Here is a 25,998-nt window from a genome sequence, read left to right as displayed (position 1 = left end):
CGCCCACCCTTCCCCCGGCCGCGACAGCCGCCGGTGCCGTCCCGGCGATGCCACCGCCGATCACCGGAACCGAAGTGGCGGCCTTCCCGTATCTGGTCGACGGCGGCCGGACCCATGGTTCACCTGCCACGATGCGCTCGGTCGCCCCCCGGGCGGCCCAGCGCTCCGCGGATACCGCTGCCGCCGCGACCGCCGCGGCCACCGAGAGGCAGGCCCGCCGACGGCGGCACCGCGAGTCGCTCACCGACTTCGGTAATCGCTACGAATTCCTGGACTCGTCCGACACCTCGGACAGCGGAGCGGGCCAGCTGGGTTTCACGGGCGCCACACAACGTGAAACACCTTCTGCGGTAACGGGATTGACCACTCTGGTCGACCGGACCGCTGGGACCGGCCCGACGGTCCCGATGCTGCCGCACACCTGGGAGCGTCCCGACGACCCGCCGGGCTGAACCGGACACCGCAGCCGCTCAGCGCCCCAGCAGGCGCATCTTCTGCTCGTTGTACTCGTCGTTGGTGATCAACCCGCGATCGCGGAGCTCGGCGAATTCGCGGATCTCCGCGGCGATGCCCATCATCGACGGACCGGGCTTACCGTCCCCGTCACCGGGCTGCGAATCAGTGGCCGCACCAGTCGGACGCTGCGGCATCTGAACCTTCGCCGAGGCATCGGCAGTGTCCGCGCCGGCGCGGCCGCGGCTGACCGAACCCGCCAGGGCGCTGCCGCCCATCCCCGCCAAGGCCATCTGGCTGAACGCGCTGCCGGCCCCGCTGAGCGAGGCGGCAGGTGCGGCGCCGGCGCTCGGGCCGGCCAGCGGCGTGGTGTAGCTCAGGCTACGGATCTCCGGGGCATTGGCCGCCCAGCTGATCGGCACCGAAAGCCGCCCCGCGGTGACCGCGTCGCCGATCGCCGCTGATGGAAACGCCGGGGTCAGGGGGACCGCGCCGGCCGGCCGTGACGGGGTCAGCGGGGAGAAGATATCGATGTTGCGCAGGATCTCGTACTCCACCATCTGCAGTTGATCCTGTTCGGACAGGATCTCCCGGGTACTGGCGTCCGCCGCCGTCCAGGCGCCAGCCGATACCCCGATACCGACTGCCGACGCAGCCAGGGAAGCCACCGCGATCAGGTTCAACCCGATCAGGTCGGGTATCACCGGGGTCTCCTGGGCCACCCCCGCCGCGGCCACTCCCGCCTGCAGCGCGGTGTTCTGCGGCGCTCCGAAGATCCCTGAGGCCAACTGCCCCAGCAGCGACTGGACGTTCGACGACGACGACGCCTCGGCCGCACCGGCTGCGGCGGCCTGACCGACCGGCCCGCCCGGATTGCTGGTCTGCGGCGGCTGCTGGAACGGCGCCAGCCCGGTCGCGGCCGCCGACGACGCGGCGTAGGCGTACATCGCGGCGGCGTCCTGCGCCCACATCTCGCCGTATTCGGCCTCGTTGGCGGCGATCGCGGCGGTGTTGGTGCCCAGAACGTTGGTGGCGACCAGGAGCATCAGTTGGGCGCGGTTGGCGGCCACCACGGTGGGCGGCACCGTCGCACTGAACGCCGTCTCGTAGGCCGCGGCCGCGGCGTTCGCCTGCGCCGCCGTGTGATCGACCTGCGCCGCGGTGGCGGCCATCCACGCCGCGTAGCGCGCGGCAGATTGCGTCAACGCCAGCGACGCCGGGCCCAGCCAGGCCTGTGCGGTCAGTTCGGTGATCACCGCTTCGTAGGAGTTCACCGCTGCGTGCAGCTCGGCGGCGAGGCCACTCCAGGCTGCGGCCGCCGCCCGCATCGGCGCCGAGCCCGGGCCGGTGTACATCCGCAGCGAGTTGACCTCCGGCGGCAGGGCCGCGTAATTCATCACCGACCCCCTCCCTGGGCACCGGCCGACAAAAAACGGCGTGTGTGTATTTGTAGCCGATAACCACCCCGGTGGCCTGCGATTCCGGATTTGCCGAGGCGGGTCCGGCCCACCCGCCGCGATAGTGGTCGCGGCCGCACGCTGCGATAACATGCGCGCGTGCGGATGCTGATGACCGCCTTGCGCGATCTGCAGTGGCGGCTGCGGCGGTTCATCGTTGCCGCCGTCGGCACGGCGATGGTCTTTGCGCTGACCCTGGTGCTCGCCGGGCTGACCCACGGCTTCCGGGTCGAGGCCGAGCATGTGGTCGATTCCCTGGGCATCGACAGCTACCTGATCCAGACGGCCGCGGTCGGTCCGTTCATGGGTTCCTCGCGGTTCCCGCAGAAAGAGGCGGGCGATGTCGCCGGGATCTCCGGTGTCGAGGCAGCGCTGCCGGTGGTCTACGGCAACACCATCCTGCAGGACGGCGAATCGCCGCAGAACGTGAACATCTACGGGGTCCCCAAGGCCGCGATGCCGCCGCTCACCGCGGGGCGCGCGCCGACCGAGCCGAATGAGATCGCGATGTCCACCACGCTCAAACGCGCCGTCGGCGACGAGATCGAACTGGGCGCGGACAAACTGCGGATCGTCGGGCTGGTGGAGAAGTCGACGACGCTGGCCGGCCAACCCAACGGCTTTCTGACCGTGGCGGGCGCGCAGCGACTGATGTACTCCGGGCAGCCGGTGGCCTCGGCGATCGGTTTGCGGGGTACCCCGGCGGAGGTGCCCGAGGGCTACCGGGTGGTCGACCGGGCCGCGGCCGTCGACGACATGGTGCGGCCGCTGGCCGGGGCGCAGATGGCGCTGTCGTACATGTCGGTGCTGCTGTGGGGCGTCGCCGCGCTGATCGTGGGTTCGTTGATCTATCTGTCGGCGCTGGAGCGCACCCGCGACTTCGCGGTGTTCAAGGCGCTGGGCGTCACGACCTGGATGGTGCTGGCCGGGCTGGCGCTGCAGGCGGTGGTCGTGGCGGTGGCCGCGGCGGTGCTCGGCGGGATACTCGCGGTCGCGATCGGTCCACTGTTTCCGATGTTGGTGGCGGTGACCGCGTCGTCGTTCGCCCTGCTGATGCTGACCGCGCTCGGCATCGGCCTGCTGGCCAGCCTGGCGGGCCTGCGCCACGCGGTGGCGGTCGACCCGGTGCTGGCGTTCGGGGGGCCCTAAGACATGGGCGATCTGCGGATCAAGGATCTGGTCATCGAATACGCCACCGGCAGCGGGGAACCGATCCGCCCCATCCACGGCCTGAGCCTCGAGATTCCGGCCGGATCGCTGGTGGTGGTGCTCGGGCCCAGCGGGTGCGGGAAGACCACGCTGCTGTCGTGTCTGGGCGGCATCCTGAGCCCGACCAGCGGCGAGATCCGGTTCGGCGCCACCGAGGTGACCGGGCTGAGCCGCCGCGAGATCACCTCCTACCGGCGCCGCACCGTCGGCATCGTGTTTCAGGCGTTCAACCTGGTCCCGAGCCTGACCGCGCTGGAGAACGTGATGGTGCCGATGTGGGCGGCCGGGTGGACGCAGTGGTCCGCCCAGGAACGCGCCCGCGACCTGCTCACCCGGGTCGGCCTGGCCGACCGGACTCATCACCGGCCCGGGCAGCTCAGCGGCGGTCAGCAGCAGCGGGTAGCGGTGGCCCGTGCCCTGGCCCTGGACCCGCCGCTGATCCTGGCCGACGAGCCCACCGCGCAGCTGGACTTCGTCCGGGCAGGCGAAGTGGTGCAGCTGCTGCGGGTGCTCGCCGCCGGTGACCGCGTCGTGGTGGTGGCCACCCACGACACCCGGATCGTGCCGCTGGCCGACATCGTCATCCAGCTGTCGCCGACCGCGGCGCCCGCCCCGGCGCGCGCCCAGCAGGCGCCGGTCCGGCTGGGGCCCGGCGCGGTACTGCTGGAACACGGCACCGTGGAGGACCTGATCTACGTCGTCACCGAGGGCGAGGTGGAGATCGCGCCGGAGTCCTCGGATGCCGGCGGGGGCCTGCTCAAGATCGGCAAACCGGACAACTACGCCGGCCAGCTCGGGCCGATGGTTCGTATCCCCCGCTCGGCCACGGTCCGCGCGCCTCACGAGGCGACCGTGGTGAGCTACACCGTGGAGGCGTTCCGCCGGCAGTTCGGCAGCCCACCGACTCCTGACGGCACAGGCGAACCCGCATCAACCTGACCGTCACTGCGGCGTGCCTGTCCGACCGGCGCGCACGGGCACGAGATGATGGCTGTCATGGCTGATTTGACCCGCCGGGCTGCTTTGCGCCTCGGGGTCGGTGCCGCCGGCGCCGCGAGCCTGTTCGGGCCGGGCGCGCTGCTCTCGGCGAAGTCGCGGGCCACCGGCAACGCCTACCCCACCCGCGAGTCCGGGTCATTCGTGTCCGCGGCCCGCGGCGGGGTGGAGACCAACTGGATCATCGCCCGGCCGCCCGGACAGACCGCGCCGCTGCGGCCGGTGATCGCCCTGCACTGCAAGGACGGCGATGCGGCCTGGGTGATGGATCTCGGTGTCGAAGAGGAGCTGGCGAAGCTGACCGCCTCGGGTCGGCCACCGTTCGCGGTGGTGGCCGTCGACGGCGGCAACACCTACTGGCGGCCGCACAGCTCGGGCCAGGACTCCGGGGCGATGGTGTGCAACGAGCTGATCCCGATGCTGGCCGACAAGGGCATCGATACCTCGCGGGTCGCGTTCATGGGCTGGTCGATGGGCGGCTACGGCGCGATGCTGCTGGGCACCCGGCTGGGTCCGGCCCGCACCGCCGGCATCTGCGCGATCAGCCCGGCGATCTACATGACCTACTTCGGTGCGCCCGCCGGCGCGTTCGACAGCGTCGACGACTGGCGGACGAACTCTGCTTTCAGCCTGGCGCCGCAGCTCGCGCCGATCCCGCTGCGGGTCGACTGCGGCACCTCGGACAGCTTCTACTACGCGACCAACCACTTTGTCGGCCAGTTGAATCCGCGTCCGGCGGGCGGGTTCTCGCCGGGCGGCCACGACGTGACCTACTGGCGGGGGCAGCTGCCGGCCGAGTTGGCCTGGCTGGCGTCCTGATCCCTCCCGATCCCGAAAGCCAGGGCCGGCCGATCCTCGGCTAAGCGCTCCTTCGCCCGGCCGAGAACGCCCGCAGCCGCAGGCTGTTCGTCACCACCAGAACCGACGAGGCGGCCATCGCCGCGCCCGCGATCATCGGGTTGAGCAGCCCGGCCGCCGCCAGCGGAATCGCGGCGACGTTGTAACCGAACGCCCAGACCAGGTTTTGCCGGATGATGCGTAGCGTCCGCGCCGAGAGCCGCAGCGCGGTCGGAACCGTGGAGAGGTCACCGCGCACCAGGGTCAGGTCACCGGCCTCGATGGCGGCGTCGGTGCCGGTGCCCATCGCCATACCGATGTCGGCGGTGGCCAGTGCCACCGAGTCGTTGACGCCGTCGCCGACCATCGCCACCCGCCGGCCCTGCGCCTGCAGCTTCTTGACGGCGTCGGCCTTGTCCGTGGGCAGCACATCGGCGATGACGTCGGCGGGGTCGATCCCGACCTCCCCGGCCACCTTGCGCGCCACCGCCGCGCCGTCGCCGGTGAGCAGCACCGGTGTGATGCCCATGGCCTTTAGTTCGGCAACCGCGGCGGCGCTGGTGGGCCGGACGGTGTCGGTCAGCGTGATCGTCCCGCGCTCCCGGCCGTCCCAGACCACCTCGACGGCCGTGCCGGTCTCGTGCGCGGCGGCCGACCGGGTGACCTCGACGCGTACCCCGTCGACCACCCCGGACACGCCGTGGCCGGGTCGGCTGGCGAACTCGGTCACCCGGCCGATCGGAAGCCCGGCCGCTTTCGCTCCGGCGACGATGGCCGCGGCGATCGGGTGCTCGGAGCCGGACTCGACCGCGGCGGCGCGCGCCAGCACGGTGTCGGGGTCCTCCCCGCGGTTTACCGCCAGCCCGCCGACGGTCATCACACCGGTGGTGACCGTGCCGGTCTTGTCCAGCACCACGGTGTCGATGTCCTTGACGGCCTCCAGGATCTGCGGGTTCTTGATCAAGATGCCCAGCTGAGCGCCGCGGCCGGTGCCGACCAGGATGGCGGTCGGGGTGGCCAGCCCCAGCGCGCACGGGCAGGCGATGATCAGCACCGCGACGGCCGCGGTGAACGCCGCCGCGCTGGCCTGCCCGGCCAGCAGCCACCCGGCCAGGGTGAGCGCCGCGATCACCAGCACCACCGGAACGAACACCGCCGATACCCGGTCGGCCAGCCGCTGGATCGACGCCTTGCCGGCCTGGGCGTCGGTGACCAGCTTGGCCATCCGGGCCAGTTGGGTGTCGGCGCCCACCTTGGTGGCCCGGACCAGCACCAGCCCGGTGGTGTTGAGAGAGCCGCCCAGCACGTCGGCACCGACTCCCACGTCGACGGGCAGCGCTTCGCCGGTCATCGCCGAGGTGTCCAGCGCGGTGCTGCCGTCGATGACGACGCCGTCGGTGGCGACCCGCTCCCCCGGCCGGACCACGATGACGTCGCCGACCCGTAGCTCGGCGATCGGCACCCGGATCTCCTTGAGGCCGTCGTCGCCGCGCCGCATCACCGCGGCGTCCTTGGCCCCCAGTTCCAGCAATTCGCGCAGCGCCGCGCCCGCCGAGCGTTTGGCGTGCGACTCGGCGTAGCGTCCGGCCAGCAGGAAGACGGTGACGACGGCGGCCACCTCGAAATACAGGTGACCCGAGCCGGTGAGCACCGCGACCACCGACCACAGGTAGGCCGCCAGCGTGCCCAGCGATACCAGGGTGTCCATGGTGGCGGCACGATGGAGGGCGTTGCGCACCGCGACGCGGTGGAACGGATAGCCGCCCCACGTCACGATCGGAGTGGTCAGCGCGAACGCCACCCATTCCCAGCCGCCGAACTGCCAGGCCATCACCATCGACAGCGCCACCACGGGGATGGCCAGCAGCGTCGAGCCGATCAGCCGGGGACGCAGCTGCGCAGCCGGCACATCGGTATGTCCGGCGTGCCCACCCGGGTGCTCATGCGCCGCGCCGATCACCGCGGCCTGATAGCCGACGGATTCGACGGCCCGCAGCAAGTCGTCGACCGAGACGCTCGCGTCGTGTTCGACGTGGGCGCGTTCGACCGCCAGGTTCACCGTGGCATGAACCCCGTCGAGCGCGCTCAATGCGCGCTCCACTCGCGTCGCGCACGACGCACACGTCATTCCCTGCAGTTCCAGGTCGGTGGTGATCACCCCGCCGATGATACCCCCACCGGGTATATGGGCGTTCTGCGGCGCGCCCTGCGCAGCCTGGCCGCACCGACGACGGCCAGCACCCCGGCCGCCGTCGCCAACAGCAGCACCAGCAGCAACATCCGCGGGTGGTAGGTCACCGACGCGGTGGCCGGCTCACCGTCGATCACCGGCGCGACCAGCACCAGGTACCGCACGTTGAGCCAGCTCACCGCGCATCCCACCGCCGCGGCCCCGGCCAGAATCAGCTCGGCGATCGCCCGGATGATCGCGGCCCTCACCATGCCGATTCTTCGGCGTCGTCGTCGTGATCCGGTTCGACTAGGTCGCCTGGTGGAACCGCCTCGGGGATCAGCTCGGCCAGCGCCGCCCGTAGCCTGCGGTGATCGCGCGCCCAGGCCTGCACCGTGCGCCGCCCGACCAGGCGCAACCCGATGCCCGTCCGGCGGCGCGGTACCCCGCTCAGCTCGCCCAGCGCCCGGGCCGCCTGCCACTTCTCCGGTGGCGGTTTGCCCCAGCCGGTGGCCCGCTTGGGCTCGGGGTAGATCATCACGATGTCGGCGAGCCGCAGGGTTTCGGTGCCCTGTCGCAGGGTGGTCGCGGTCAGCTCGACGGAGGTGTGGATACGGGCCGCCTTCACCTGGATGGCCAGCATGGCCGAGACCATCGCCATCAAGACCAGGGGAATCACCGGCTGGAACCCGTAGCCGCCGGAGTTCTGGATCAGCATCAGCAGTCCCGCCGCGACCGGGCCGAACAGCACCCAATACCAGCTGGCACCGCATTCGAAGAATAGCGGTGCGGGTTGCGCGCTCGGCTCGGGTTCAGACATGTCGGGTCAGCCTAACGCGGCGCCGCTAGGCGAAAAGCGGCGGATCTTTCACCCGGACTCTCAGGCCGTCGCCCAGGCCAGCAACGCCTCGGCCGGCCAGGTGTTGACGATCCGCTCGGGCGCAATTCCGGCGTCAAGCGCGCGCTGGGCGCCGAAGCCGAGGAAGTCGAGCTGGCCGGGGGCGTGTGCATCCGTGTCGATGCTGAACAGACAGCCCAACTCGTGCGCGAGATGCAGCAGTCGGGTTGGTGGGTCGCGTCGTTCCGGGCGGCAGTTGATCTCCACTGCGGTGTTGTGCTCCCGGCAGGCGGTGAACACCGCCTCAGCATCGAACCGCGACTCCGGCCGCCGGCCGCGTCCACCCGTCACAAGCCGCCCTGTGCAGTGCCCCAGCACCTTGACCCGCGGATTACCGACCGCGCGCACCATCCGCCGCGTCATCGCGCCCGGCTCCATCGCCAGCTTGGAGTGCACACTGGCCACCACGACATCGAGGCGCTCCAGCAACCCCTCCTCCTGATCAAGGCTGCCGTCGTCGAGGATGTCGACCTCGATGCCGGTCAGGATCCGCAGCGGCGCAAAGCGCTCCCGCAGCCCGTCGATCACCTCCAGCTGGTCGCGTAACCGCTGCGGTGAGAGCCCTTTGGCGATGGTCAGCCGCGGGGAATGGTCGGTCAATGCGCAGTAGTCATGCCCCAGCGCCACGGCGGTAGCCATCATCTCCTCGATCGGCGCCGAGCCGTCCGACCAGTTCGAGTGCAGATGCAGGTCCCCGCGCAACGCCGACCGCAACACCTCCCCACCCAGATCCGCCGCCTCGTCGCGCAACCGCGCCAGGGTGTCGGGCTCAGCGCCGGCCCAGGCTTGCGCGATCACTGCGGCGGTCTTGGGTCCGATGCCCGGCAGGGACTGCCAGCTCTCGGCCACTCCGTGGCGGTGTCGCTCGCCGTCATCCAGCGCCTCGACGACGTCGGCGGCGCGACGGTAGGCCATCACCCGACGCGGGTCCTCGCGGGCCCGGTCCTTGTAGAACGCGATCTGGCGCAGTGCCTCCACCGGATCCATCACCCCAGTCTGCCGTCGGTGACCGGGCGACACCGGCTGAACCGGCTACCGGGTGAAGTACTCCTGGGCGTCTTGGCGGTGCAGCAGGAAGGTCCCCGCGGCGATCAGCACCGAACCGACGATGCCGGTGACGGCCAGGGTGACCGCGACCGCCGGCCGCGCATCGGCGTGCGCCAGACCGCTTATCGCGTACACCACCGAGGCGATCCCACCGCCGGTCAACCCGGTGCGGGCCCAGCGGTACCCCGAGCGCATCAGCATCAGGAAGGTCGCCACCACCACGACCACCACCAGCGCGGTCAGCGCCACGATCGGGTAGGTCACCGGCATCATGGTGATCTCCGGCGACGCCAGTAGACCCACCACGTATCCGGTCGTCATCAGCGGCAGGGCGGTCAGCCACAGCCAGAACCCGGTGTCGACGTCCGCCGGACGGGCGGGGCGGGTCGCGGCCGGTGGCTGCGACCCGATCTGCGGCCCGGTCATTTCAGCCAGCCGGCCGCTTCGGCCGCCCAGTAGCTCAGCACGATGTCGGCCCCGGCGCGCCGGATCCCGATCAGCGACTCCAGTGCGGCGGCCCGCCCGTCGACCCAGCCGTTGGCGGCGGCCGCCGCGATCATCGCGTATTCGCCGGACACCTGGTAGGCGGCGACCGGCACCGGGGACAGCTGCGCCGCGGCCGCGATCACGTCCAGATAGCCCATGGCGGGCTTGACCATCACGATGTCGGCGCCCTCGGCGAGGTCGATGGTGACCTCGCGCAACGCCTCCCGGGCGTTGCCGGGCTCCTGCTGATAGGTGCGGCGGTCCCCCTCCAGGCTGGAGGAGACGGCGTCGCGGAACGGGCCGTAGAACGCCGACGCGAACTTCGCCGCATACGCCAGTATCACGGTGTCGCTGCGGCCCGCGGCGTCCAGCCCGTCGCGGATGGCGGCGACCTGACCGTCCATCATGCCACTGGGGCTCACCACGTGGGCACCGGAATCAGCTTGCGCCACAGCCAGTTCCACGTAGCGGGCCACGGTGGCGTCGTTATCCACCCGGCCCCGTTCGTCGAGCACCCCGCAGTGGCCGTGGTCGGTGAATTCGTCCAGGCAGGTGTCTGCCATCAGCACGGTGGCATCCCCGAGGTCGGCGGCCAGGTCGCGCAGCGCGCGGTTGAGGATCCCGCCGGGGTCGGTGCCCGCCGAACCCGTGCTGTCCTTATCCGCCTCCGCCGGAACCCCGAACAGCATCAGGCCACCCACGCCGGCGGCCACCGCGTCAGCGGCCGCGGTGCGCAACGACTCCCGGGTGTGCTGGTAGACACCGGGCATAGAGGTTATCGGCCTGGGCTCATCGATGCCGTCGGCGACGAACATCGGCAGCACCAGGTGCCGCGGCTCCAGCGAGGTCTGGGCCACCAATCGGCGCAGCGCCGGGGTGGAACGCAGCCGGCGAGGACGCTCTCTCATGCGTCGACTCTGCGGTGAGGGCGGACGTCACTCGCACTTCTCCGCCATGGACGCAGAGTCAACGCGAGAGAAGTCACCGTTAGCGCCTGCGGCTCTTCTTACGCGGTGGCGGCAGGGCACCCTCGGCCCGCAGCCGGGCGGCGTGCTCGGCCAGCGCATCGACCAGCGGGCCCACCGCGGCCGTCTCCGGCTGCACGTCGACCCGAAGCCCGAATTCGGCTGCGGTCTCGGCGGTCTTGGGGCCGATGCAGGCCACGATGGTGCGGGCGTGCGGTTTGCCGGCGATGCCGACCAGGTTGCGCACCGTCGAACTCGACGTGAAGCACACCGCGTCGAACCCGCCGGTCTTGATCATCTCGCGGATGGTCGCCGGCGGCGGGGCGGCCCGCACCGTGCGGTAGGCGGTGACGTCCTCGATCTCCCAACCGCGCTCCCGCAGGCCCTCGGCCAGCGTCTCGGTGGCGATGTCCGCACGCGGCAGCAGTACCCGGTTGACCGGGTCGAAAACGTCGTCGTAGGGCGGGAATTCGTCCAGCAGGCCCAGCGAGGACTGCTCCCCGGACGGCACCAGCTCGGGGCTGATCCCGAACGCCCGGACCCGCTCGGCGGTGGCTTCGCCGACGCAGGCGATCTTCACCCCGGAGAACGCGCGGGCGTCCAGACCGAACTCGCCGAACTTCTCCCATACCGCGCGCACCGCGTTGGTCGAGGTGAACACCACCCACTGGTAGCGGCCGTCCACCAAACCCTTGACGGCCCTTTCCATCTGGGCCGGGCTCCGCGGCGGCTCCACGGCGATGGTGGGCACCTCCACCGGCAGGGCGCCGTGGGAGACCAGCCGATCGCTCATCTCGCCGGCCTGATCCTTGGTGCGCGGCACCAGAACCGTCCAGCCGTACAGGGCGCGGCTCTCCCACCAGTTCAGCTTGGACCGGTTGTTCACCGTCTTGCCGATGGTGACCACCAGCGTCCCGGCGGAGGTCTCCTGACCGTTGGGCAGGATGACCGGGTCGATACCGGCCAGCGCCGCGGGCTCCGTCAACCCACCGAGGGTGGACTCGATCGAGCGCTGCGCACAGGTGGTGCCCGAGGTGGTGACCACGCACGGCGTGGAGTCCGCCAGGCCGTACTCGATCAGGGTGCGGGCCGCGTCCGGCAGATGCGAGGTGGTGGCCTGCAGGATCAGCGGACCCGGGGCGGCGGCCAGCGCGGCCCAATCCACCTGCGGGTCACGAACGTCGGCCACGGTGTGCGATGAGCCGAGCGGCAGGCCGGCGTAGGTGGGCACCGCGCTGGTGGCCGGCAGCCCCGGCACGATCTCGAACGCCACGTTGGTGCGGGCCACCGCGTTGATCTCGGTGATGACGGCGTCGACCGACAGCGGGTCGCCGGCCACCAGTCGCACCACGTCGGTGCCCGAACGCGCCTCGGCGGTCAGGGTCTTGGCCACCTCGGCCGGTTCGCCCAGCGCCGGGCGGATGTCGGGACCGCCCGGGACGGTCGCGTCGGCCGCCTTGTCCGAGTCGGCATCCGAGGCGTCGGCGGCGGTGTCGGTGGCATCGGCCGCGTCGTCGTGGGCCTTGTCCGCCTTGTCGGCCTTGGGGGCCGGCGGCACGGGCCCGGCGATCGGGGGCAGGTCGGTACCGACCAGCCCCAGCACCGCCTCGGGCACGTCCGGGTCGATGAACACCAGCGCGGCGTTCGTCAGCGCCACCCGCGCCCGCGTCGTCAGCAGACCCGGGTCGCCGGGACCCGAGCCGACGAATACGATGCGGCCCGGCTTGGGCTTCTGCCCTCGCACGCTCACTTGGCGAGCCATTCGCTACTCCCAGTCACTTCCCCACGCGGGGCTTTCACCGCGCGGCCGACATCAACTCGCGCGCACCCAGCTCGAACAGTTCCGCAGCGACCGAAACGCCCAGTTCCCGGGCTCGGTCCGGACTGCCGATGCCGGACGCGCGGATCACGTCGGATCCGTCCAGCGCCGCCACACAACCGCGCAGCGACAGCTCGTCGAAGACTCGGCCGTCCTCATCGATAGACTCGACCACCTCGGCGATCGCGCCCACCGGTGCGGAACAACCCGCCTCCAGTTCGGCGAGCAGGGTCCGCTCGGCGATTACCGCGCGGCGGGTGTCGGTGTGATCCAACTCCGCCAGCAACGCCGCCAGTGCGGTATCGCCGGCGCGACACTCCACTGCCAACGCACCTTGGGCCGGAGCCGGCAACATCTGCACCGGTTCCAGCGTCTCGGTGACCGCGTCGAGGCGTCCCAGTCGGGCTAAACCCGCCCGGGCTACCACGATGGCGTCGAGTTCGCCGCTGCTTACCCTGTTCAACCTGGTATCTAGGTTGCCTCGTAGGGGGCGAATTTCCAAACCGAGACCCAATGCTCTAAGCTGTGCGGCCCGCCGGGGCGACGACGTGCCCACCACCGCCCCCGTCGGCAACTCCCCCAGCACCAACCCGTCGCGCGCCACCAGCGCATCCCGGGGGTCCTCACGGGGCGGAATGGCGGCCAGCAGGAACCGTGGATCCTCCGCGGTGGGCAGGTCCTTGTGCGAGTGCACCGCGGCGTCCACCCGGCCGTCGACGATGGCCTCGCGCAGCGCGGCGGTGAACACCCCCACCCCGAGGTCGGCGATCGGTCCGGACGAACGGTCCCCGACGGTGCTGATCTTGACCAGTTCCGCGGGGTGCCCGGCGGCCACCAAGGCGTCACGAACGGTCCCGGCCTGAGTGGTGGCCAGCAAGCTGGCCCGGGTACCGATACGGATTACTTCACCCAAAACGTCTACCCGGCCGACCCGGTTTCGGCGCCGACGTCCATCGCGTTCGGCACCACTGGCAGTTCACCGGCGGTCGCGACCGCATCCACGGCGGTCGGATCGAGCTCGAAGAGCTCGCGCAGCGCTTCGGCGTAGCTGTCGCCGCCCGGCGAGCTGGCCAGCTGCTTGACCCGCACGGTGGGGGCATGCAACAGCTTGTCGACGACGCGGCGCACCGTGCGCGCCACCTCCTCGCGCTGGGCGGTGTCCAGATCCGGCAGCCGGTGATCCAGCCGCAGCAACTCGGCGGTCACCACGTCGGCGGCGCGCTGGCGCAGCGCGGTCACGGTCGGGGTGACCTCGGCCATCCGCTGGCCGGCCAGGTAGGTGGCGACCTCACGGGCCACGATGCCGTGCGCGGCGTCGGTGTCGGAGCTGGCGACCTGCGCCGACGGCTCGCGCTGGATCCGTTCCATGTCGATGACGTGCACCCCGGGCAGCCCGGAGACCGCGGCGTCGACGTCGCGCGGCATGCCCAGATCACAGATCACCAGCGGCTGGGTCGCCTCGTCGCGGTCACCGTCGGCCAGCGCATGGTGGACGTCGGCCAGCGACACGACGGGGCTGACCGCCCCGGTGCAGCACACCACGACGTCGGCGTCGGCCAGGGTGGCCGCCATCCGGTCCAGGGCGACGGCGTCGGCGGCGACGCCGGTGTCGCGGATCTTGCGGGCCAGGCGCTGGGCGCGCGACAGCGAGCGGTTGACCACGTGGATGCGTTCCACACCGGCTCGCGCCAGGTGCGCCGCGGACAGCGCACCCATCGACCCGGCGCCGATCACCACCGCTGACCGCTCCTGTAATCCGTTATCGCCCAGCTGTTTAGCGGCAATCCCCAATGCGACCGAGACCACCGAAGCGCCGGCGGCGTCGATCCCGGTCTCCGAATGCACCCGCTTGCCCACCGACAGCGCGCGCTGCGCCAGCTCGTGCAGCACCCGCCCGACGGTGTTGTTGGCCTCGGCTGAGGCATAGGCGCGGCGCACCTGGCCCAGCACCTGCTGTTCGCCGACGACAGCCGAGTCCAGCCCGCTGGCCACCGAGAACAGATGCTCGACGGCGGCCTCGCTGTAGCGGACGTAGGCGTATTTGGTCAGATCGGTCATCGACATGCCCGAGTGCTCGGAGAGCACCTGCCCGATGGCCGACAACCCGGCGTGGAACGCCTCGACGACGGCGTAGATCTCGACCCGGTTGCAGGTCGACAGGATCATCGCCTCGGTGACAAGCGGCGATTCCAGCACCTGCTCGACGATCTTGACCTGATCGGATTCAGCGGTGCTGAGCTGCTCGAGTACCGAGACCGGGGCGCTGCGATGCGAAACCCCGAAGAGCAGGACGCTCACGGCAATATCACCTGGTCCGCTCCTTGCTGTCACCCGTGAACAAACTTCACTCCACGGTAGAGGCTAAAGCGCTGGCCCACCAAATTCGGCAAGATCAGCACGCAGCCTGGCCTCGTCTACCTCCCAGTAGCTGTGTTCGCGTCCGTCGAGCAGCACCACCGGCAACCGATCGCCGAACTCCGCCCGCAGGGCGCTGTCACCGGCCGCGGCGGCGGCGTCGACGTCGACTGTGTGCAGGTCGAAGTCCAGCTCAGTGGCCAACTGCGCCAGCTGGGCGTGCACCTGAACGCAGACCGGACAGCCGTCGCGGGTCAGCACCTGCACCTGGGGCCGGGTCATGTGTTCAGTCTGGCGCAGGGTGGCTATGTTTTCGATATGCCCAGCGGAAGTGCGGTGTCGATCACGAACCTGCTGTACCGCTACGCCGAGCTGATGGACGCCGGCGACCTGGATTCGGCGGCGGCGTTGTTCACCCACGCCCGGATCAAGGCCGACGCCGACGGCAGCACCGTCCTCGACAGCACCGGGCTGCTGGCGCTGTGGCGCGGGCTGGTCAAGATCCACCCGGACGGCACCCCGCGCACCAAGCACGTCGTCACCAACCCGATCCTCGACATCGACGAGGAGGCCGGCACCGCGACCTGCCGGTCCTACTACACCGTGCTGCAACAGACCGACGCCGTGCCGCTGCAGGTGGTTGCCGCCGGTCGCTATCACGACGAGTTCGAGCGGGTGGACGGCGTCTGGCGGTTCAGTTTCCGGGACTACTCGATGCTCGACCTCACAGGAGATTTGCGCGATCACCTGCGGGTCTTCGGGGGCGGGTCCGGATAGGGTTGAGAGCGGCCGGAAGACCGGCCGGCAGCGCACAGCGGAAGGAGTCGGTGATGGCGTTACCCGGCCCGGCCGACCGGGATTCCGCAGCGGGCGCCGGCCTGGAGTCACCGGCCGGCGGGGATTTCGCAGCCAGCGCCGACCGGGCGCTGAACGACGTGGCCGACGCCGACACACCCGCCCCGGTCGATCTGACCGCGGCAGCCTTCTTCGACGTCGACAACACCCTGGTGCAGGGCTCGTCGATGGTGCATTTCGGCCGCGGGCTGGCCGCCCGCAACTACTTCACCTACCGCGATGTCATCGGGTTCCTCTACGCCCAGGCCAAGTTCCAGCTGACCGGCCGGGAGAACAGCGACGACGTCGCGGCCGGCCGCCGCAAGGCGTTGGCGTTCATCGAGGGGCGACCGGTCTCCGAGCTGGTGGATCTGGGCGAGGAGATCTACGACGAGATCATCGCCGACAAGATCTGGCCCGGCACCCGCGAGCTGGCCCAGATGCATTTAGACGCCGGCCAGCAGGTGTGGCTGGTCACCGCCACCCCTTACGAGCTGGCCCAGACCATCGCCCGCCGGCTCGGGCTGACCGGTGCGCTGGGCACCGTCGCCGAGTCGGTCGACGGGGTGTTCACCGGCCGGCTGGTCGGCGAGATCCTGCACGGGCCCGGCAAGGCGCACGCGGTGCGCTCGCTGGCCATCCGCGAAGGCCTGAACCTGCGGCGCTGCACCGCCTACTCCGACAGCTTCAACGATGTGCCGATGCTGTCGCTGGTCGGCACCGCGGTCGCGATCAACCCGGATGCGGCGCTGCGGGAGATGGCACGCAAGCGGGGCTGGGAGATCCGCGACTTCCGCACCGCACGGCGGGCGGCGCGTATCGGTGTGCCGTCGGCGCTGGCGCTGGGGGCGGTCGGTGGGGCCCTGGCTGCCGCCGTGGCGCACCGGAACGAGCGACCGTAGCTTGCGGAGGCCGCGAGGACCGGTCGCCCGCAACAGGCACCGTGGCGCACCGGAACGAGCGACCGTAGCTTGCGGAGGCCGCGAGGACCGGTCGCCCGCAACAGGCACCGTGGCGCACCGGAACGAGCGACCGTAGCTTGCGGAGGCCGCGAGGACCGGTCGCCCGCAACAGGCACCGTGGCGCACCGGAACGAGCGACCGTAGCTTGCGGAGGCCGCGAGGACCGGTCGCCCGCAACAGGCACCGTGGCGCACCGGAACGAGCGCGCCTGACCTTTACGCTGATAAGCTTCCGCCCGCCGAACACCACGGCGAGCGGAGGGTAAACCGGCATGGCAGTACACACCGAGTCGCAGGGGATCATCGGTACGCATTACCGGTTCCCGGACTACTTCGAGGTCGGCCGGGAGAAGATCCGGGAGTTCGCCCGCTCCGTCAAAGATGACCACCCGGCCCATTTCGACGAGGCCGCCGCCACCGAGGCCGGACACCCGGGCCTGGTGGCGTCGCTGACGTTCCTGGCGGTCGCCGGACGTCAGGTGCAGCTGGAGATCTTCGAAAAGTTCGACATCCCGATCAATATCGCCCGGGTGCTGCACCGCGACCAGAAGTTCACCTTCCACCGGCCGATCGTGGCCGGCGACAAGCTGTTTTTCGACACCTACCTGGACTCGGTGATCGAGTCGCACGGCACGGTGGTCAGCGAGGTCCGCAGCGAGGTCAGCGATGAGAACGGCGACCCGGTGGTGACCAGCGTCGTCACCATGCTCGGCGAGTCGGTCAACCAGGACGCCGACACCGAGGCCGCGACGATCGCCGCCATCGAGGCGATGCGCAACCGCAGCAAGTCCTAGCCGGGGTTCCGTTCGCGAGCGTGCGCAGTTGCACGTTTATCCGCGGCGTTTCGCGGGCAAACACGCACGCTCGCGCAGAAGTTGGGTGCTCGCGCAGAAGTTGGGTGCTCGCGCAGAAGTTGGGTGGTCAGCCGAAGAACATGCTGCGGCGGCCCGCCAGCAGCCGGTACAGCGTCTGCTGAATCGTCTCGCGCACCTGATCGGTCAGCTCGAAGGTGACCATCGGATCATCGGCGGCGCCGGCGTCGTAGTCGGTGGTCTCGATCGGCTCACCGAAGGCGATGTGCCACTTCGACGGCAGCGGCACCAGACCGGCGGGGCCGGCCAACGGGAACAGCGGGGTGATCGGGAAGTAGGGCACACCGAGCAACCGGGCCAGCAGCTTGACGTCGGCGATCATCGGGTAGATCTCCTCGGAGCCGACGATCGAGCACGGAACGATCGGCGCCTGGGTGTGCAACGCCGCCGCGACGAAGCCGCCGCGACCGAACCGCTGCAGCTTGTAGCGGTCCTTGAACCGCTTGCCCAGACCCTTGTAGCCCTCCGGGAACACCGCGGTCAGCTCGCCGGCCGCCAGCAGGCGGTGGGCATCGACGGTGCAGGCCATGGTGTGGCCGGCCTTGCGGGCGGCCGGCCCGATCAGCGGCAGGTCGAACACCAGGTCCGCGCCGAGCATCCGCAAGTCGCGATGGGTCGGGTGGTGGTCGTGCACCGCCACCGAGAGCATCAGCGCGTCCATCGGCAGCACGCCGGCGTGGTTGGCCACCACCAGCGCCGGCCCCTCGACCGGAAGGTTCTCGATGCCACTGACCTCGACCCGGAACCACTCGTTGAAGAAGAGCCGCAGCAGCGGCAGCGCGACCGCCTCGTTGAAGTGCGGGTCGAACCCGAACTCGTCGACCTGGTAGTCGCCGGTGACCCGCTCCCGCAGAAACGCGACCACCGCGGCCACCCGCCGGGCGAACTCGCTCGGCGTCGGTTCGGCCGCGGCGCCGGGCGACCCCGCGGCGGCCCGGCGCTGGTCGATCTCGCGGACGACTGCCACGATCTGCTCGGTCGAGGGGCCGGCCAAGGTCGAGGGGTGCCGCCGCGCGGCTCCCGAATTTTTGTGCAGCGGAATGACTTTGGCTTTGGAATCACCAGCCATAGCGTTAACCTCCCCGCACCTTGTTGACATCGATGTCGCCTAGACGTTGCGCCACGCTCACCACGCGCCGCTCCACCGACTCCACCCACTTGGGGTCGATGATCGGGTTGAGACCCCGTCCCCGCACGTAGTCATCAAATGCCTCGGCAGTTGTCCACTTCGTGCTGTACCCGAGGTCGGTTCGCATTCTAGTCGTATCCATCACGCGACCAAAGCTGAGATAGTTCAGCTGCTCCCGGTTGATCTCGGTGTAATTGTTGGCCCGCCGCAGCGAATCCAGCGCCCACAGTCCCACCCCGGGCAGCGGCAACGGGATCCGTCCCGAGCGGCGGATCGCCTGCGACATCATGATGATGCCGTCGGCGCCGATGTTGAAGGTGCCCGCCTTACCGGCCATGGTGGCCCGTTCCAGCGCCCCCAGCGCGTCCTGCTCGTGCAGCAGCTGCAGGCGGGCGTCGCGGCCCAGCACCGTCGGAACCACCGGACCCTCGAGGTAGCGCGACAGCGCGGTGTCCATGGCCGGGCCGATCATGTTGGCCATCCGCAAGATGGTGACCGCGATGTCCGGCCGGCGCCGGGCCAGCCCGCGGGCGTAGCCCTCGATGTCGATGCTGTCGCGGGGGAACCCCTGAGTGGGCGGCCGGTGGCTGGTGCTGTCCTCGGTGAACAGGACCGGGTCACGCGAGGAGGACCCGTAGACCTCCGAGGTCGACTTGAGCACCACCCGGCGCACCGAGGGCGCTTTCTGGCAGGCGGCGAAAAGCTGCATGGCGCCCATCACGTTGAGCTCCTTCAGCGCCGCCCCGCCGCCGGAGCGCGGCACATACGACGCTGCGGCCGCGTGCACCACGGTGTCGACCTCGCTGTTTCGAATCACCTTGGCGATAAAGGGATTGCGAATGTCGGCGCGGACGAATTCGGCGCGTCCCATTCGGCGCAGCATGTCCTTGCTCGGCATCACCGCGTCCACCGCGATGACCCGGTTGATCAAGGGGTTCTGCGTGAGCCGGGCGGTCAGATAGCCGCCCAGGAACCGGCATGCGCCGGTAACCAACACAACCTTGGGGTAGTGCCGGACGTCGCTTCGCGTGCTGTCGCTCGGGGGGCCGGCCTCGTCCACTCCGCAAGCCTAACGGCCACCGGAGAAAAGCAGTACCGGCGATCGGCCGCCCCGGCCGGGAACCCGGGGCCTGCGGCCCGGTGGGTTACTTACCGAGTTTTCTGCGCTGAACCCGGGTACGGCGAAGCAGCTTGCGGTGCTTCTTCTTCGACATGCGCTTGCGCCGCTTCTTGATGACTGAACCCATGAACTCCGCTATCTGCTTCTGCCCGCGCCGCCGGTGGGGCGCTGGGCGAACTTGCTCGACCCGGTCACTTTACCCGTAGACCAGGGCGGGACAGAAAACCGGCACCCGAGGCGGACCGACGACACAGCCGACCCCGGGCGTCGCCGTGCGGCGACGCCCGGGGGGCGCTTATCTGTCGAGTGGCGGTCAGCCCGCGTCGAAGAAGGAGGTCTCCAACAGGTCGTGCACCGCCTTGGCGTGCACCCGGAAGGACCGTCCCACCCGTACCGCGGGCAGCTCGCCGTTGTGCACCAGGCGGTACACCGTCATCTTGCTGACCCGCATCAATGCAGCCACCTCGGCCACGGTGAGAAATTGTGTCCGACCCGCCTCGGCAGGGCCGGCATCCCGTGCCGCCCTGCCGCCAGACGAGTCTCGTGCCGAAGGCCCGTTCGCAGACGTCATCGTTACCCATTTCAATCAGGCACGTGCAGTCCCAGCGGCTTCCCCTCCGCTGCGCCCACACGCACAGACATAGAGGAGAATAGCGGGACGAATGGGGTTCCTGCGACGGGTGAGGGGCAATATGTGAAAAATAAGTGAATTACTCTGATGTAATTCTTAGCTGCTCAGAGCGTGTTTTTGCGGCCTGGACCGCCCGATCGACCGAGGTCCGCAGGCCGCCCGCCTCCAGTTCGCGCAGGGCGGCCGCGGTGGTCCCCCCGGGGGAGGTCACCATCGCTCTCAGCTGCGCCGGGCCGGTGTCGATGACCGCGGTCCCCGCCGTCTCGCTGCGTCCGTCCACAAGCATCTGCGCCGCCCCGGCCATGGTCTGCACGGCCAGATCGGTGGCGGCCTGCCGGCTCAGCCCGGCCGCCACCCCGGCATCCACCAACGCCTCCACCATCAAGAAGAAGTACGCCGGTCCGGACCCCGAGACCGCGGTGACCGCGTCCAGCTGGTCTTCCGGGACGATCGCCACCGTGCCGACGCACTCGAACAGCGCGGCGACCTGGTCGACCTGCTCGGCGCTGGGGAATCGGCCCTTGGCCAGCGCGCTGGCCCCGGCGCCGACCTTGACCGGGGTGTTGGGCATCACCCGGATGACCGCGGCCCCCGCCGGCAGCTTGGACTCCACGTACCCGGTGGTGACACCGGCCACGATCGACACCAGCACCTGCTCGGGGCTGTCACCGGAGGCGGCGGTGACGTTCTTGGCGAACTCGGCGACGACGGAGTCCACGTCCTGCGGCTTCACCGCGACGACCACGATGGACGCGTTCTCCATCGCGTCGGCGACCGATGTCACCAGCACCGAATACTTCTCAGACAGCTGGCGGGCCCGATCACCGAACCGCTCGGCGACCACCAGGTCCTTGACCGGGCGTCCCGCCGCGAGCAAACCCGCCAGCAGGGCTTCGCCCATGTTGCCGCCGCCGATGATCGCGATTCTGGCCATGGCGACAGCATGGCAGATACCACCCTTTGGGCCCCCTCGGGGACGCGCTAGCGGGCGGGAACCATCGCCAGCTGCCGGGACTGCACCACGATCCGGCCCTCGCAGTCGACGACGGTGTGGTCCTCGTCGAACCAGTCCTGACCGATCTGCACGCAGCTGCAGATCACCCGCAGCCACCCGTCGGCCGGGACGGCCCGCAGGTAGGCGGTGAGCTGCACCGTAGGCGCCCAGCCATTGCGATCGACGGCGAAGGTCACCGGCGCCGACACATCGCCGCACAGCAGCGCGAACAACACATCGGGTGCGGCGTCTTTGGGCCGCACCCACATCTCGATCACCGGCGGGCCTCCGTCCGAGCGGGGGCCGAGCGTGGTCAGCGCCGGCCGGATATCGCAGCCGTGCGCCAGATGCACGATGTGCTCCATCGGATGGCCCGGACCGATCGGCTCCAAGCCGGGCGGCGGCTCCGGCGTCATCAACGGCACCACCGGGTTGAACGACAGCAGTGGCGGCGCCTGGTGCTCCGGCTCGCCCAGCGTGACGACGGCGCGCACCGCGGTGCGCTGGCCCTGGTTGAGTTCGACGTCGACGAGGCCGACCCGGCGGCCGCGCTTGCGGATCGTCGTCGACAACTGCATCGGTCCGGGGTCGGGCGCCCACAGGTAGCTGGCGGACACCGCGACCGGCTGCAGCGCATCCGAAGGGGCGCCGCACGCCAAGCGGGCGGCGTTGGCGCACAACGCCAGCATCGCACCGCCGTGCACCTTCGGGCCGATGGTCCAGTGCTCGTTCAGCTCTCCGGCAAACGACGCGACATGCTCGTCCCCGTCGAGGCGCACCAGGGCCATGGCATCGGTGAACAGCGTGGATGAGGTCACGCGTGGGCTCCTTGGGTCTCAGCGATCCGGCGATCAGCGCAGCAGGTGCGTGCGAGCGAACTGTAGCGACTCGATCAACAACGCCTCACGCTCGTGCGGCGAACGCGCCTGGGAGGTGGTCACCTCCAGCACCACGTGCCCGGTGAAGTCGCCGGCGGCCAACATCTGGCACACCTCGACGGTCGGCTGATCGCCGCGGCCGGGCACCAGATGCTCATCGGCCGGCAGCCCGGTGCCGTCGCACAGGTGCAGGTGCGTCAGGCCCGATCCCATCCGGCGGGCCATCTCCAGGGCGTCGGTGCCGGCCGTCGCGGTGTGCGACAAGTCCAGGGTGTAGTGCGCGTGCCCGCCGTCGAGCGGATCGTAGGACGGCGCGAACGCCGAGATCCCCGCGCCGGGGCCGCCCCCGCGCCGGCGCATCCGCTCACGGGACTGATCGGCGCCGAAGAACCGGTCGGTCCGGAACGGGAACATGTTCTCCACCGCCACGGCGACATCGCTTCTGGCCTCCAGCTCGGCGACCTGGTCGCTGAATCCCTCGGCGTAGCGCCGCTGCCAGCGGAACGGCGGGTGCACCACGACGGTCTGGGCCTCGAGCCGTTCGGCGGCCCGGACGCTGCGCTCCAGCTTGTGGATCGGGTTGGCGCCCCAGACCCGTTGCGAGATCAGCAGACACGGTGCATGCACCGACAGCACCGGTACCCGGTACTTCTGCGACAGCCGTCGCACCGCGCCGATGTCCTGGCTGACCGACTCCCCCCACACCATCAGCTCGACGCCGTCGTAGCCGAGCCGGGCCGCGTACTCGAAGGCGGCCTCGGCCCTCAGCGGGTAAACCGAAGCCGTCGACAATCCGACCTTGATGGCGGGGCGCACGGACTAATAGTGACCGGCTAATTGGCGTGCAGCGCCAGCGGCCCCAAGGTGACCAGCAGCCCGACGGCCACCGCGATCAAGGTGCTGACGATGTCGACGGTCTTGCGGACGGCCTGCACGGCGGCCACCAAGCCGAGTGTGACCAGGACCGTGAGCACCAGCGCCACGATGCTGTTCCACCGCCACAGCTGGTCGAAGGCGATGAACAATCCGCCTCCGAACGCCACCGCCAGCATCGACTGCAGCACCACCAGTGCCCCGCCGACCAGTCCCGTCGGGCCGGCGTATTCGTCGGCGTGCTCGGTTTCGGCGGCGCCGGCCTCGTCGGGTTCGGCGAGGTCCGCGGTGTCGGGGCGCTCCGCGGAGCCGGCGGCGAAATCCGATCGGACCGACCGCTCGGTGCTGCCGGCCTTGCTGAGGACCGAGCGCACATAGGCGGAGTCGCCGACCTGCAGGTCGGCGTCTCGCACGTCGGTGTCCATCACGTCGACTTCGATGTCGGTGTAGGTGTCGACCGGGTCGGGTCGCATCTGTTCCGCCCCGGAGCCCGTCGGTCGGGCCTCGGCGGGTCGGCCGTTCTCCGCGGCCGGCGGGTCGGACCGGCGCATCGGACGCGGGTAGGGGCTTTGCTGCGGGCCGCTACCGCGCGGCGGCTGCGGCGGGGATTTGGGCCAGCGCGGCTCGGGAACCGAGCGGTTGGCGAACTCCACCTGCTCGACGGGGCGCGGCCCGGTGGCCGGCGGCTCCTCTTCGATGAACCCGGGGTCCGGACCGATGAGCAGCCCGCCGCTCGGCTCGCCGCCGGAACTGTCTGAGCTTTTCGGGCTGCCCGACGGCTCGGCCGGGGCGCTCTGCTCCGGGGGCTTCTGGTCGTCCGGGGGGTTCTGGTCGTCGCGGATGATGGGGATCTCGCCGGTCAGTTCGGCGACCGTGACGGCGTCGGCATTACCGCGCCTGCGCCGACGGCGCCCGGTGACCGGCGGGGAGCCGATCGTCCCGTTCTTGGCGAGCAGTTCGGCGACCGATATCGGCCGCGTCTCGATGTCGCGGGGATCAGGCTTGGGCCCAGTCATCGACGGTCTCCTTCCACCTGCCCGGCCACCGCCATACCCATGGACGAGGACTGGAGCAAGGTGGCGCTGTCGGCTTCCCGGTCGAGCCGCCGCAGGATCAAACCCTCCCGCAGTGCCCACGGGCAAATCTGAACCGCTTCGATCGACAGCGCTCGCATGCTCGCTTCCGCCACCAGCGCACCCGCCACGATCTGCGGGGCCCGCTCGGCGCTCACCCCTTCCAATTCGGCACGATCTGCCGTGGTCATCCTAGAGATGAATGATATGAGCTGCCTAAGGCCGGCGGCGGTCAATGTGCGCCGAACGCGCGGCCCGGCGGCCGACGGCGCCGCACCGGTGAGCCGGGCCAGCGAACGAAATGTTTTGGAGCTGGCCACCGCCAGGTCGGGCGGTCCGGCGTCCAGGACGGTCGCGGCCGCGCCCGCCAACTCGGTGTCCAGCCAATCGCGCAGCATCGCCACCCGGCGCCGCCCGGGCGGGTCTTCGGGCAGCCATTCCCGGGTGAGCCGGCCGGCTCCCAGCGGCAGCGACAGGGCCACCTCCGGTTCCTCGTCGAGACCGCTGGACATTTCCAGTGAGCCGCCGCCGATGTCGAGGTTGATGATTCGCCCGGCGCTCCAGCCGAACCAGCGGCGCACCGCCAGGAACGTCAGGCGGGACTCGTCCTCGCCCTCCAGGACCTGCAACTGAACCCCGGCCTCGGTGCGCACCCGCGCCAGCACGTCCTCGGAGTTGGACGCGTCGCGCACCGCCGAGGTGGCGAACGCCATCAGCTCCGCGCAGCCCGAACTCGCTGCGATGGTCGCGAATTCGCCGATCGTGGACACCAGTTTGTCGGCACCGCGCCGGGTGATCTTGCCCGAGCTGTCGGTGGCCTCCGCCAGCCGTAACGTGGCCTTAGTCGAGCTCATCGGGGTCGGGTGACCACCCCGGTGGGCATCTACCACCAGCAGGTGGACGGTGTTGCTGCCGACGTCGAGCACGCCTAATCGCACGCCCCCAACTTAACGGGGCGAGGTATCGGCGACGTGAGACCACGCGAATTTCTGGTCTAGCGTGGAGTTTTGTGACCCCCGCGCAATCAGCACCCCAACGGCGTGAAGTCGGCTTGGACTTCCCTCGTGAATGGGTGGAGTTCTATGACCCGGACAATCCCGAACACCTCATCGCGGCCGACCTGACCTGGCTGTTGTCCCGTTGGACGTGCGTGTTCGGCACGCCGGCCTGCCGGGGCATCGTGGCCGGCCGGCCCGACGACGGGTGCTGTTCGCACGGTGCGTTCCTGTGTGACGACGACGACCGCGCCAAGCTCGATGACGCCGTGGCGCAGCTGACCGATGCCGACTGGCAGCTGCGCGAGAAGGGCCTGGGCAAGAAGGGCTACCTGGAGTACGACGAGAACGACGGCGAGGAACAACTGCGCACCCGAACCGTCAAGGGCGCCTGCATCTTCCTGAACCGGCCCGGGTTCGCCGGCGGTGCGGGCTGTGCGCTGCACATCAAGGCGGTCCGGCTCGGGGTGGAACCGCTGACCATGAAGCCGGACGTGTGCTGGCAGCTGCCGATTCGGCGCAGCCAGGAGTGGGTGACGCGCCCCGACGACACCGAGATCCTCAAGACCACGATCACCGAGTTCGACCGGCGGGGCTGGGGCCCGGGCGGTGAGGATCTGCACTGGTACTGCACCGGCGACCCGGCGGCCCACGTCGGCACCAGGCAGGTGTGGCAGAGCCTGGCGCCCGAACTCACCGAATTGCTGGGCGCCAAGGCCTACGCCGAGTTGGCGACGATCTGCCAGCGGCGCAACGAACTGGGGTTGGTGGCCGTGCACCCGGCAACCGGCGCCGCCCACCAATCCGAACAGCGCGAGGCCTAATTCGATGGCTCGCGGTCGGTGAACGATTAGCCGCAGGTCAGAGTATTTCTCGCCGAAACCGGGGTACCGGCGTCGCCGATGTCCGCCGGAAGGCCCGCCCACCAGGGCCGTCAATGGTGGGC

General features: G+C 70.2%; 28 protein-coding genes. 8 read left to right on the top strand and 20 right to left on the bottom strand.

What is annotated here, in order from left to right; translation table 11 throughout:
• On the top strand, positions 1 to 452 hold a 452-nt coding region (locus BST28_RS24080; protein WP_474630497.1), incomplete at its 5' end, for a PPW family C-terminal domain-containing PPE protein.
• Between the two features lie 18 nt (positions 453 to 470).
• Here the strand turns inward: BST28_RS24080 and BST28_RS12995 are convergent.
• Positions 471 to 1,850 (bottom strand): PPE domain-containing protein, encoded by a 1,380-nt coding sequence (locus tag BST28_RS12995; protein WP_109560695.1) that lies wholly within the window; start codon positions 1,848 to 1,850, stop codon positions 471 to 473.
• Between the two features lie 165 nt (positions 1,851 to 2,015).
• On the opposite strand from BST28_RS12995, the gene BST28_RS12990 reads away from it, so the two are divergent.
• The 3 genes from BST28_RS12990 to BST28_RS12980 are packed head-to-tail and all read left to right on the top strand — an operon-like array spanning position 2,016 to position 4,934.
• Complete coding sequence (locus BST28_RS12990; RefSeq protein ID WP_019737105.1) at positions 2,016 to 3,059, top strand: ABC transporter permease; 1,044 nt, start codon at positions 2,016 to 2,018, stop codon at positions 3,057 to 3,059.
• A 3-nt stretch (positions 3,060 to 3,062) separates the two neighbouring features.
• On the top strand, positions 3,063 to 4,058 hold the full coding sequence (locus BST28_RS12985; protein WP_019737106.1) for an ABC transporter ATP-binding protein: 996 nt from the start codon (positions 3,063 to 3,065) through the stop codon (positions 4,056 to 4,058).
• Between the two features lie 48 nt (positions 4,059 to 4,106).
• A complete protein-coding gene (locus BST28_RS12980) occupies positions 4,107 to 4,934 on the top strand; it encodes an alpha/beta hydrolase (protein WP_029249212.1) in 828 nt (275 codons plus the stop codon).
• Positions 4,935 to 4,974: 40 nt separating this feature from the next.
• Here BST28_RS12980 and BST28_RS12975 read toward each other — a convergent pair whose 3' ends face one another.
• The 10 genes from BST28_RS12975 to BST28_RS12930 all read right to left on the bottom strand — a co-directional run bounded on the left by BST28_RS12975 (position 4,975) and on the right by BST28_RS12930 (position 14,974).
• Positions 4,975 to 7,080, bottom strand: a complete 2,106-nt coding sequence (locus BST28_RS12975; protein ID WP_083081297.1) for a heavy metal translocating P-type ATPase — start codon at positions 7,078 to 7,080, stop codon at positions 4,975 to 4,977.
• 26 nt (positions 7,081 to 7,106) lie between these two features.
• On the bottom strand, positions 7,107 to 7,394 hold the full coding sequence (locus BST28_RS12970; protein WP_019736751.1) for a hypothetical protein: 288 nt from the start codon (positions 7,392 to 7,394) through the stop codon (positions 7,107 to 7,109).
• Positions 7,388 to 7,942 (bottom strand): transport-regulating membrane protein Mce1N, encoded by a 555-nt coding sequence (mce1N, locus tag BST28_RS12965; RefSeq protein ID WP_019736752.1) that lies wholly within the window; start codon positions 7,940 to 7,942, stop codon positions 7,388 to 7,390. Before mce1N ends, BST28_RS12970 begins: the two co-directional genes overlap by 7 nt.
• Before the next feature lie 60 nt (positions 7,943 to 8,002).
• Positions 8,003 to 9,007, bottom strand: a complete 1,005-nt coding sequence (locus BST28_RS12960; RefSeq protein ID WP_019736753.1) for a PHP domain-containing protein — start codon at positions 9,005 to 9,007, stop codon at positions 8,003 to 8,005.
• A 45-nt stretch (positions 9,008 to 9,052) separates the two neighbouring features.
• Positions 9,053 to 9,493 (bottom strand): hypothetical protein, encoded by a 441-nt coding sequence (locus tag BST28_RS12955; protein WP_019736754.1) that lies wholly within the window; start codon positions 9,491 to 9,493, stop codon positions 9,053 to 9,055.
• Entirely contained in the window at positions 9,490 to 10,461 is a 972-nt protein-coding gene (hemB, locus tag BST28_RS12950; protein WP_083081287.1) for a porphobilinogen synthase, read from the bottom strand. The genes BST28_RS12955 and hemB overlap by 4 nt, the downstream gene beginning before the upstream one ends.
• A gap of 79 nt (positions 10,462 to 10,540) precedes the next feature.
• Positions 10,541 to 12,280, bottom strand: a complete 1,740-nt coding sequence (locus tag BST28_RS12945) for a bifunctional uroporphyrinogen-III C-methyltransferase/uroporphyrinogen-III synthase (protein ID WP_085990235.1) — start codon at positions 12,278 to 12,280, stop codon at positions 10,541 to 10,543.
• A 34-nt stretch (positions 12,281 to 12,314) separates the two neighbouring features.
• Entirely contained in the window at positions 12,315 to 13,250 is a 936-nt protein-coding gene (gene hemC / locus BST28_RS12940) for a hydroxymethylbilane synthase (RefSeq protein WP_019736757.1), read from the bottom strand.
• 5 nt (positions 13,251 to 13,255) lie between these two features.
• Positions 13,256 to 14,635: a glutamyl-tRNA reductase gene (locus BST28_RS12935; protein WP_019736758.1), complete on the bottom strand. Its 1,380-nt coding sequence runs from the start codon at positions 14,633 to 14,635 to the stop codon at positions 13,256 to 13,258.
• A gap of 63 nt (positions 14,636 to 14,698) precedes the next feature.
• A complete protein-coding gene (locus BST28_RS12930) occupies positions 14,699 to 14,974 on the bottom strand; it encodes a glutaredoxin family protein (RefSeq protein WP_019736759.1) in 276 nt (91 codons plus the stop codon).
• 36 nt (positions 14,975 to 15,010) lie between these two features.
• Between BST28_RS12930 and BST28_RS12925 the strand changes: the two genes are divergently transcribed.
• The 3 genes from BST28_RS12925 (at position 15,011) to BST28_RS12915 (ending at position 17,281) form a co-directional block, all read left to right on the top strand.
• Positions 15,011 to 15,469: a nuclear transport factor 2 family protein gene (locus BST28_RS12925; protein WP_029249142.1), complete on the top strand. Its 459-nt coding sequence runs from the start codon at positions 15,011 to 15,013 to the stop codon at positions 15,467 to 15,469.
• Between the two features lie 101 nt (positions 15,470 to 15,570).
• Positions 15,571 to 16,428, top strand: a complete 858-nt coding sequence (locus tag BST28_RS12920) for an HAD family hydrolase (RefSeq protein WP_083081295.1) — start codon at positions 15,571 to 15,573, stop codon at positions 16,426 to 16,428.
• A gap of 331 nt (positions 16,429 to 16,759) precedes the next feature.
• Entirely contained in the window at positions 16,760 to 17,281 is a 522-nt protein-coding gene (locus BST28_RS12915; RefSeq protein WP_019734785.1) for an FAS1-like dehydratase domain-containing protein, read from the top strand.
• Positions 17,282 to 17,408: 127 nt separating this feature from the next.
• Here BST28_RS12915 and BST28_RS12910 read toward each other — a convergent pair whose 3' ends face one another.
• From BST28_RS12910 to BST28_RS12870, 9 genes are all read right to left on the bottom strand, one after another.
• Positions 17,409 to 18,458, bottom strand: coding sequence for a lysophospholipid acyltransferase family protein (locus tag BST28_RS12910; protein WP_234808277.1), 1,050 nt, complete (start codon positions 18,456 to 18,458; stop codon positions 17,409 to 17,411).
• Positions 18,433 to 19,548, bottom strand: coding sequence for an SDR family oxidoreductase (locus BST28_RS12905; RefSeq protein ID WP_083081283.1), 1,116 nt, complete (start codon positions 19,546 to 19,548; stop codon positions 18,433 to 18,435). Before BST28_RS12905 ends, BST28_RS12910 begins: the two co-directional genes overlap by 26 nt.
• A gap of 85 nt (positions 19,549 to 19,633) precedes the next feature.
• Positions 19,634 to 19,735: a 30S ribosomal protein bS22 gene (locus BST28_RS12900; RefSeq protein WP_003402602.1), complete on the bottom strand. Its 102-nt coding sequence runs from the start codon at positions 19,733 to 19,735 to the stop codon at positions 19,634 to 19,636.
• Positions 19,736 to 19,921: 186 nt separating this feature from the next.
• On the bottom strand, positions 19,922 to 20,179 hold the full coding sequence (locus tag BST28_RS12895; protein ID WP_029249139.1) for a helix-turn-helix domain-containing protein: 258 nt from the start codon (positions 20,177 to 20,179) through the stop codon (positions 19,922 to 19,924).
• A 139-nt stretch (positions 20,180 to 20,318) separates the two neighbouring features.
• On the bottom strand, positions 20,319 to 21,173 hold the full coding sequence (proC, locus tag BST28_RS12890; protein ID WP_083081282.1) for a pyrroline-5-carboxylate reductase: 855 nt from the start codon (positions 21,171 to 21,173) through the stop codon (positions 20,319 to 20,321).
• Positions 21,174 to 21,220: 47 nt separating this feature from the next.
• Complete coding sequence (locus BST28_RS12885) at positions 21,221 to 22,051, bottom strand: thioesterase family protein (protein ID WP_083081280.1); 831 nt, start codon at positions 22,049 to 22,051, stop codon at positions 21,221 to 21,223.
• Positions 22,052 to 22,084: 33 nt separating this feature from the next.
• Positions 22,085 to 22,927: a sugar phosphate isomerase/epimerase family protein gene (locus BST28_RS12880; RefSeq protein WP_083081278.1), complete on the bottom strand. Its 843-nt coding sequence runs from the start codon at positions 22,925 to 22,927 to the stop codon at positions 22,085 to 22,087.
• Positions 22,928 to 22,944: 17 nt separating this feature from the next.
• Positions 22,945 to 24,000, bottom strand: a complete 1,056-nt coding sequence (locus BST28_RS12875; protein ID WP_083081276.1) for an Rv0497 family membrane protein — start codon at positions 23,998 to 24,000, stop codon at positions 22,945 to 22,947.
• On the bottom strand, positions 23,997 to 24,995 hold the full coding sequence (locus BST28_RS12870; protein ID WP_019736743.1) for a Ppx/GppA family phosphatase: 999 nt from the start codon (positions 24,993 to 24,995) through the stop codon (positions 23,997 to 23,999). The genes BST28_RS12875 and BST28_RS12870 overlap by 4 nt, the downstream gene beginning before the upstream one ends.
• 71 nt (positions 24,996 to 25,066) lie before the next feature.
• Between BST28_RS12870 and BST28_RS12865 the strand changes: the two genes are divergently transcribed.
• Complete coding sequence (locus BST28_RS12865) at positions 25,067 to 25,876, top strand: DUF3109 family protein (protein ID WP_019736742.1); 810 nt, start codon at positions 25,067 to 25,069, stop codon at positions 25,874 to 25,876.
• Positions 25,877 to 25,998: the final 122 nt, after the last annotated feature.

This window comes from Mycolicibacter kumamotonensis, from assembly GCF_002086285.1.
Classification (GTDB): Bacteria; Actinomycetota; Actinomycetes; order Mycobacteriales; family Mycobacteriaceae; genus Mycobacterium; species Mycobacterium kumamotonense.
The sequence above is the reverse complement of the archived record's forward strand: the minus strand, read 5'-3'. Positions and strand labels throughout refer to the sequence as shown.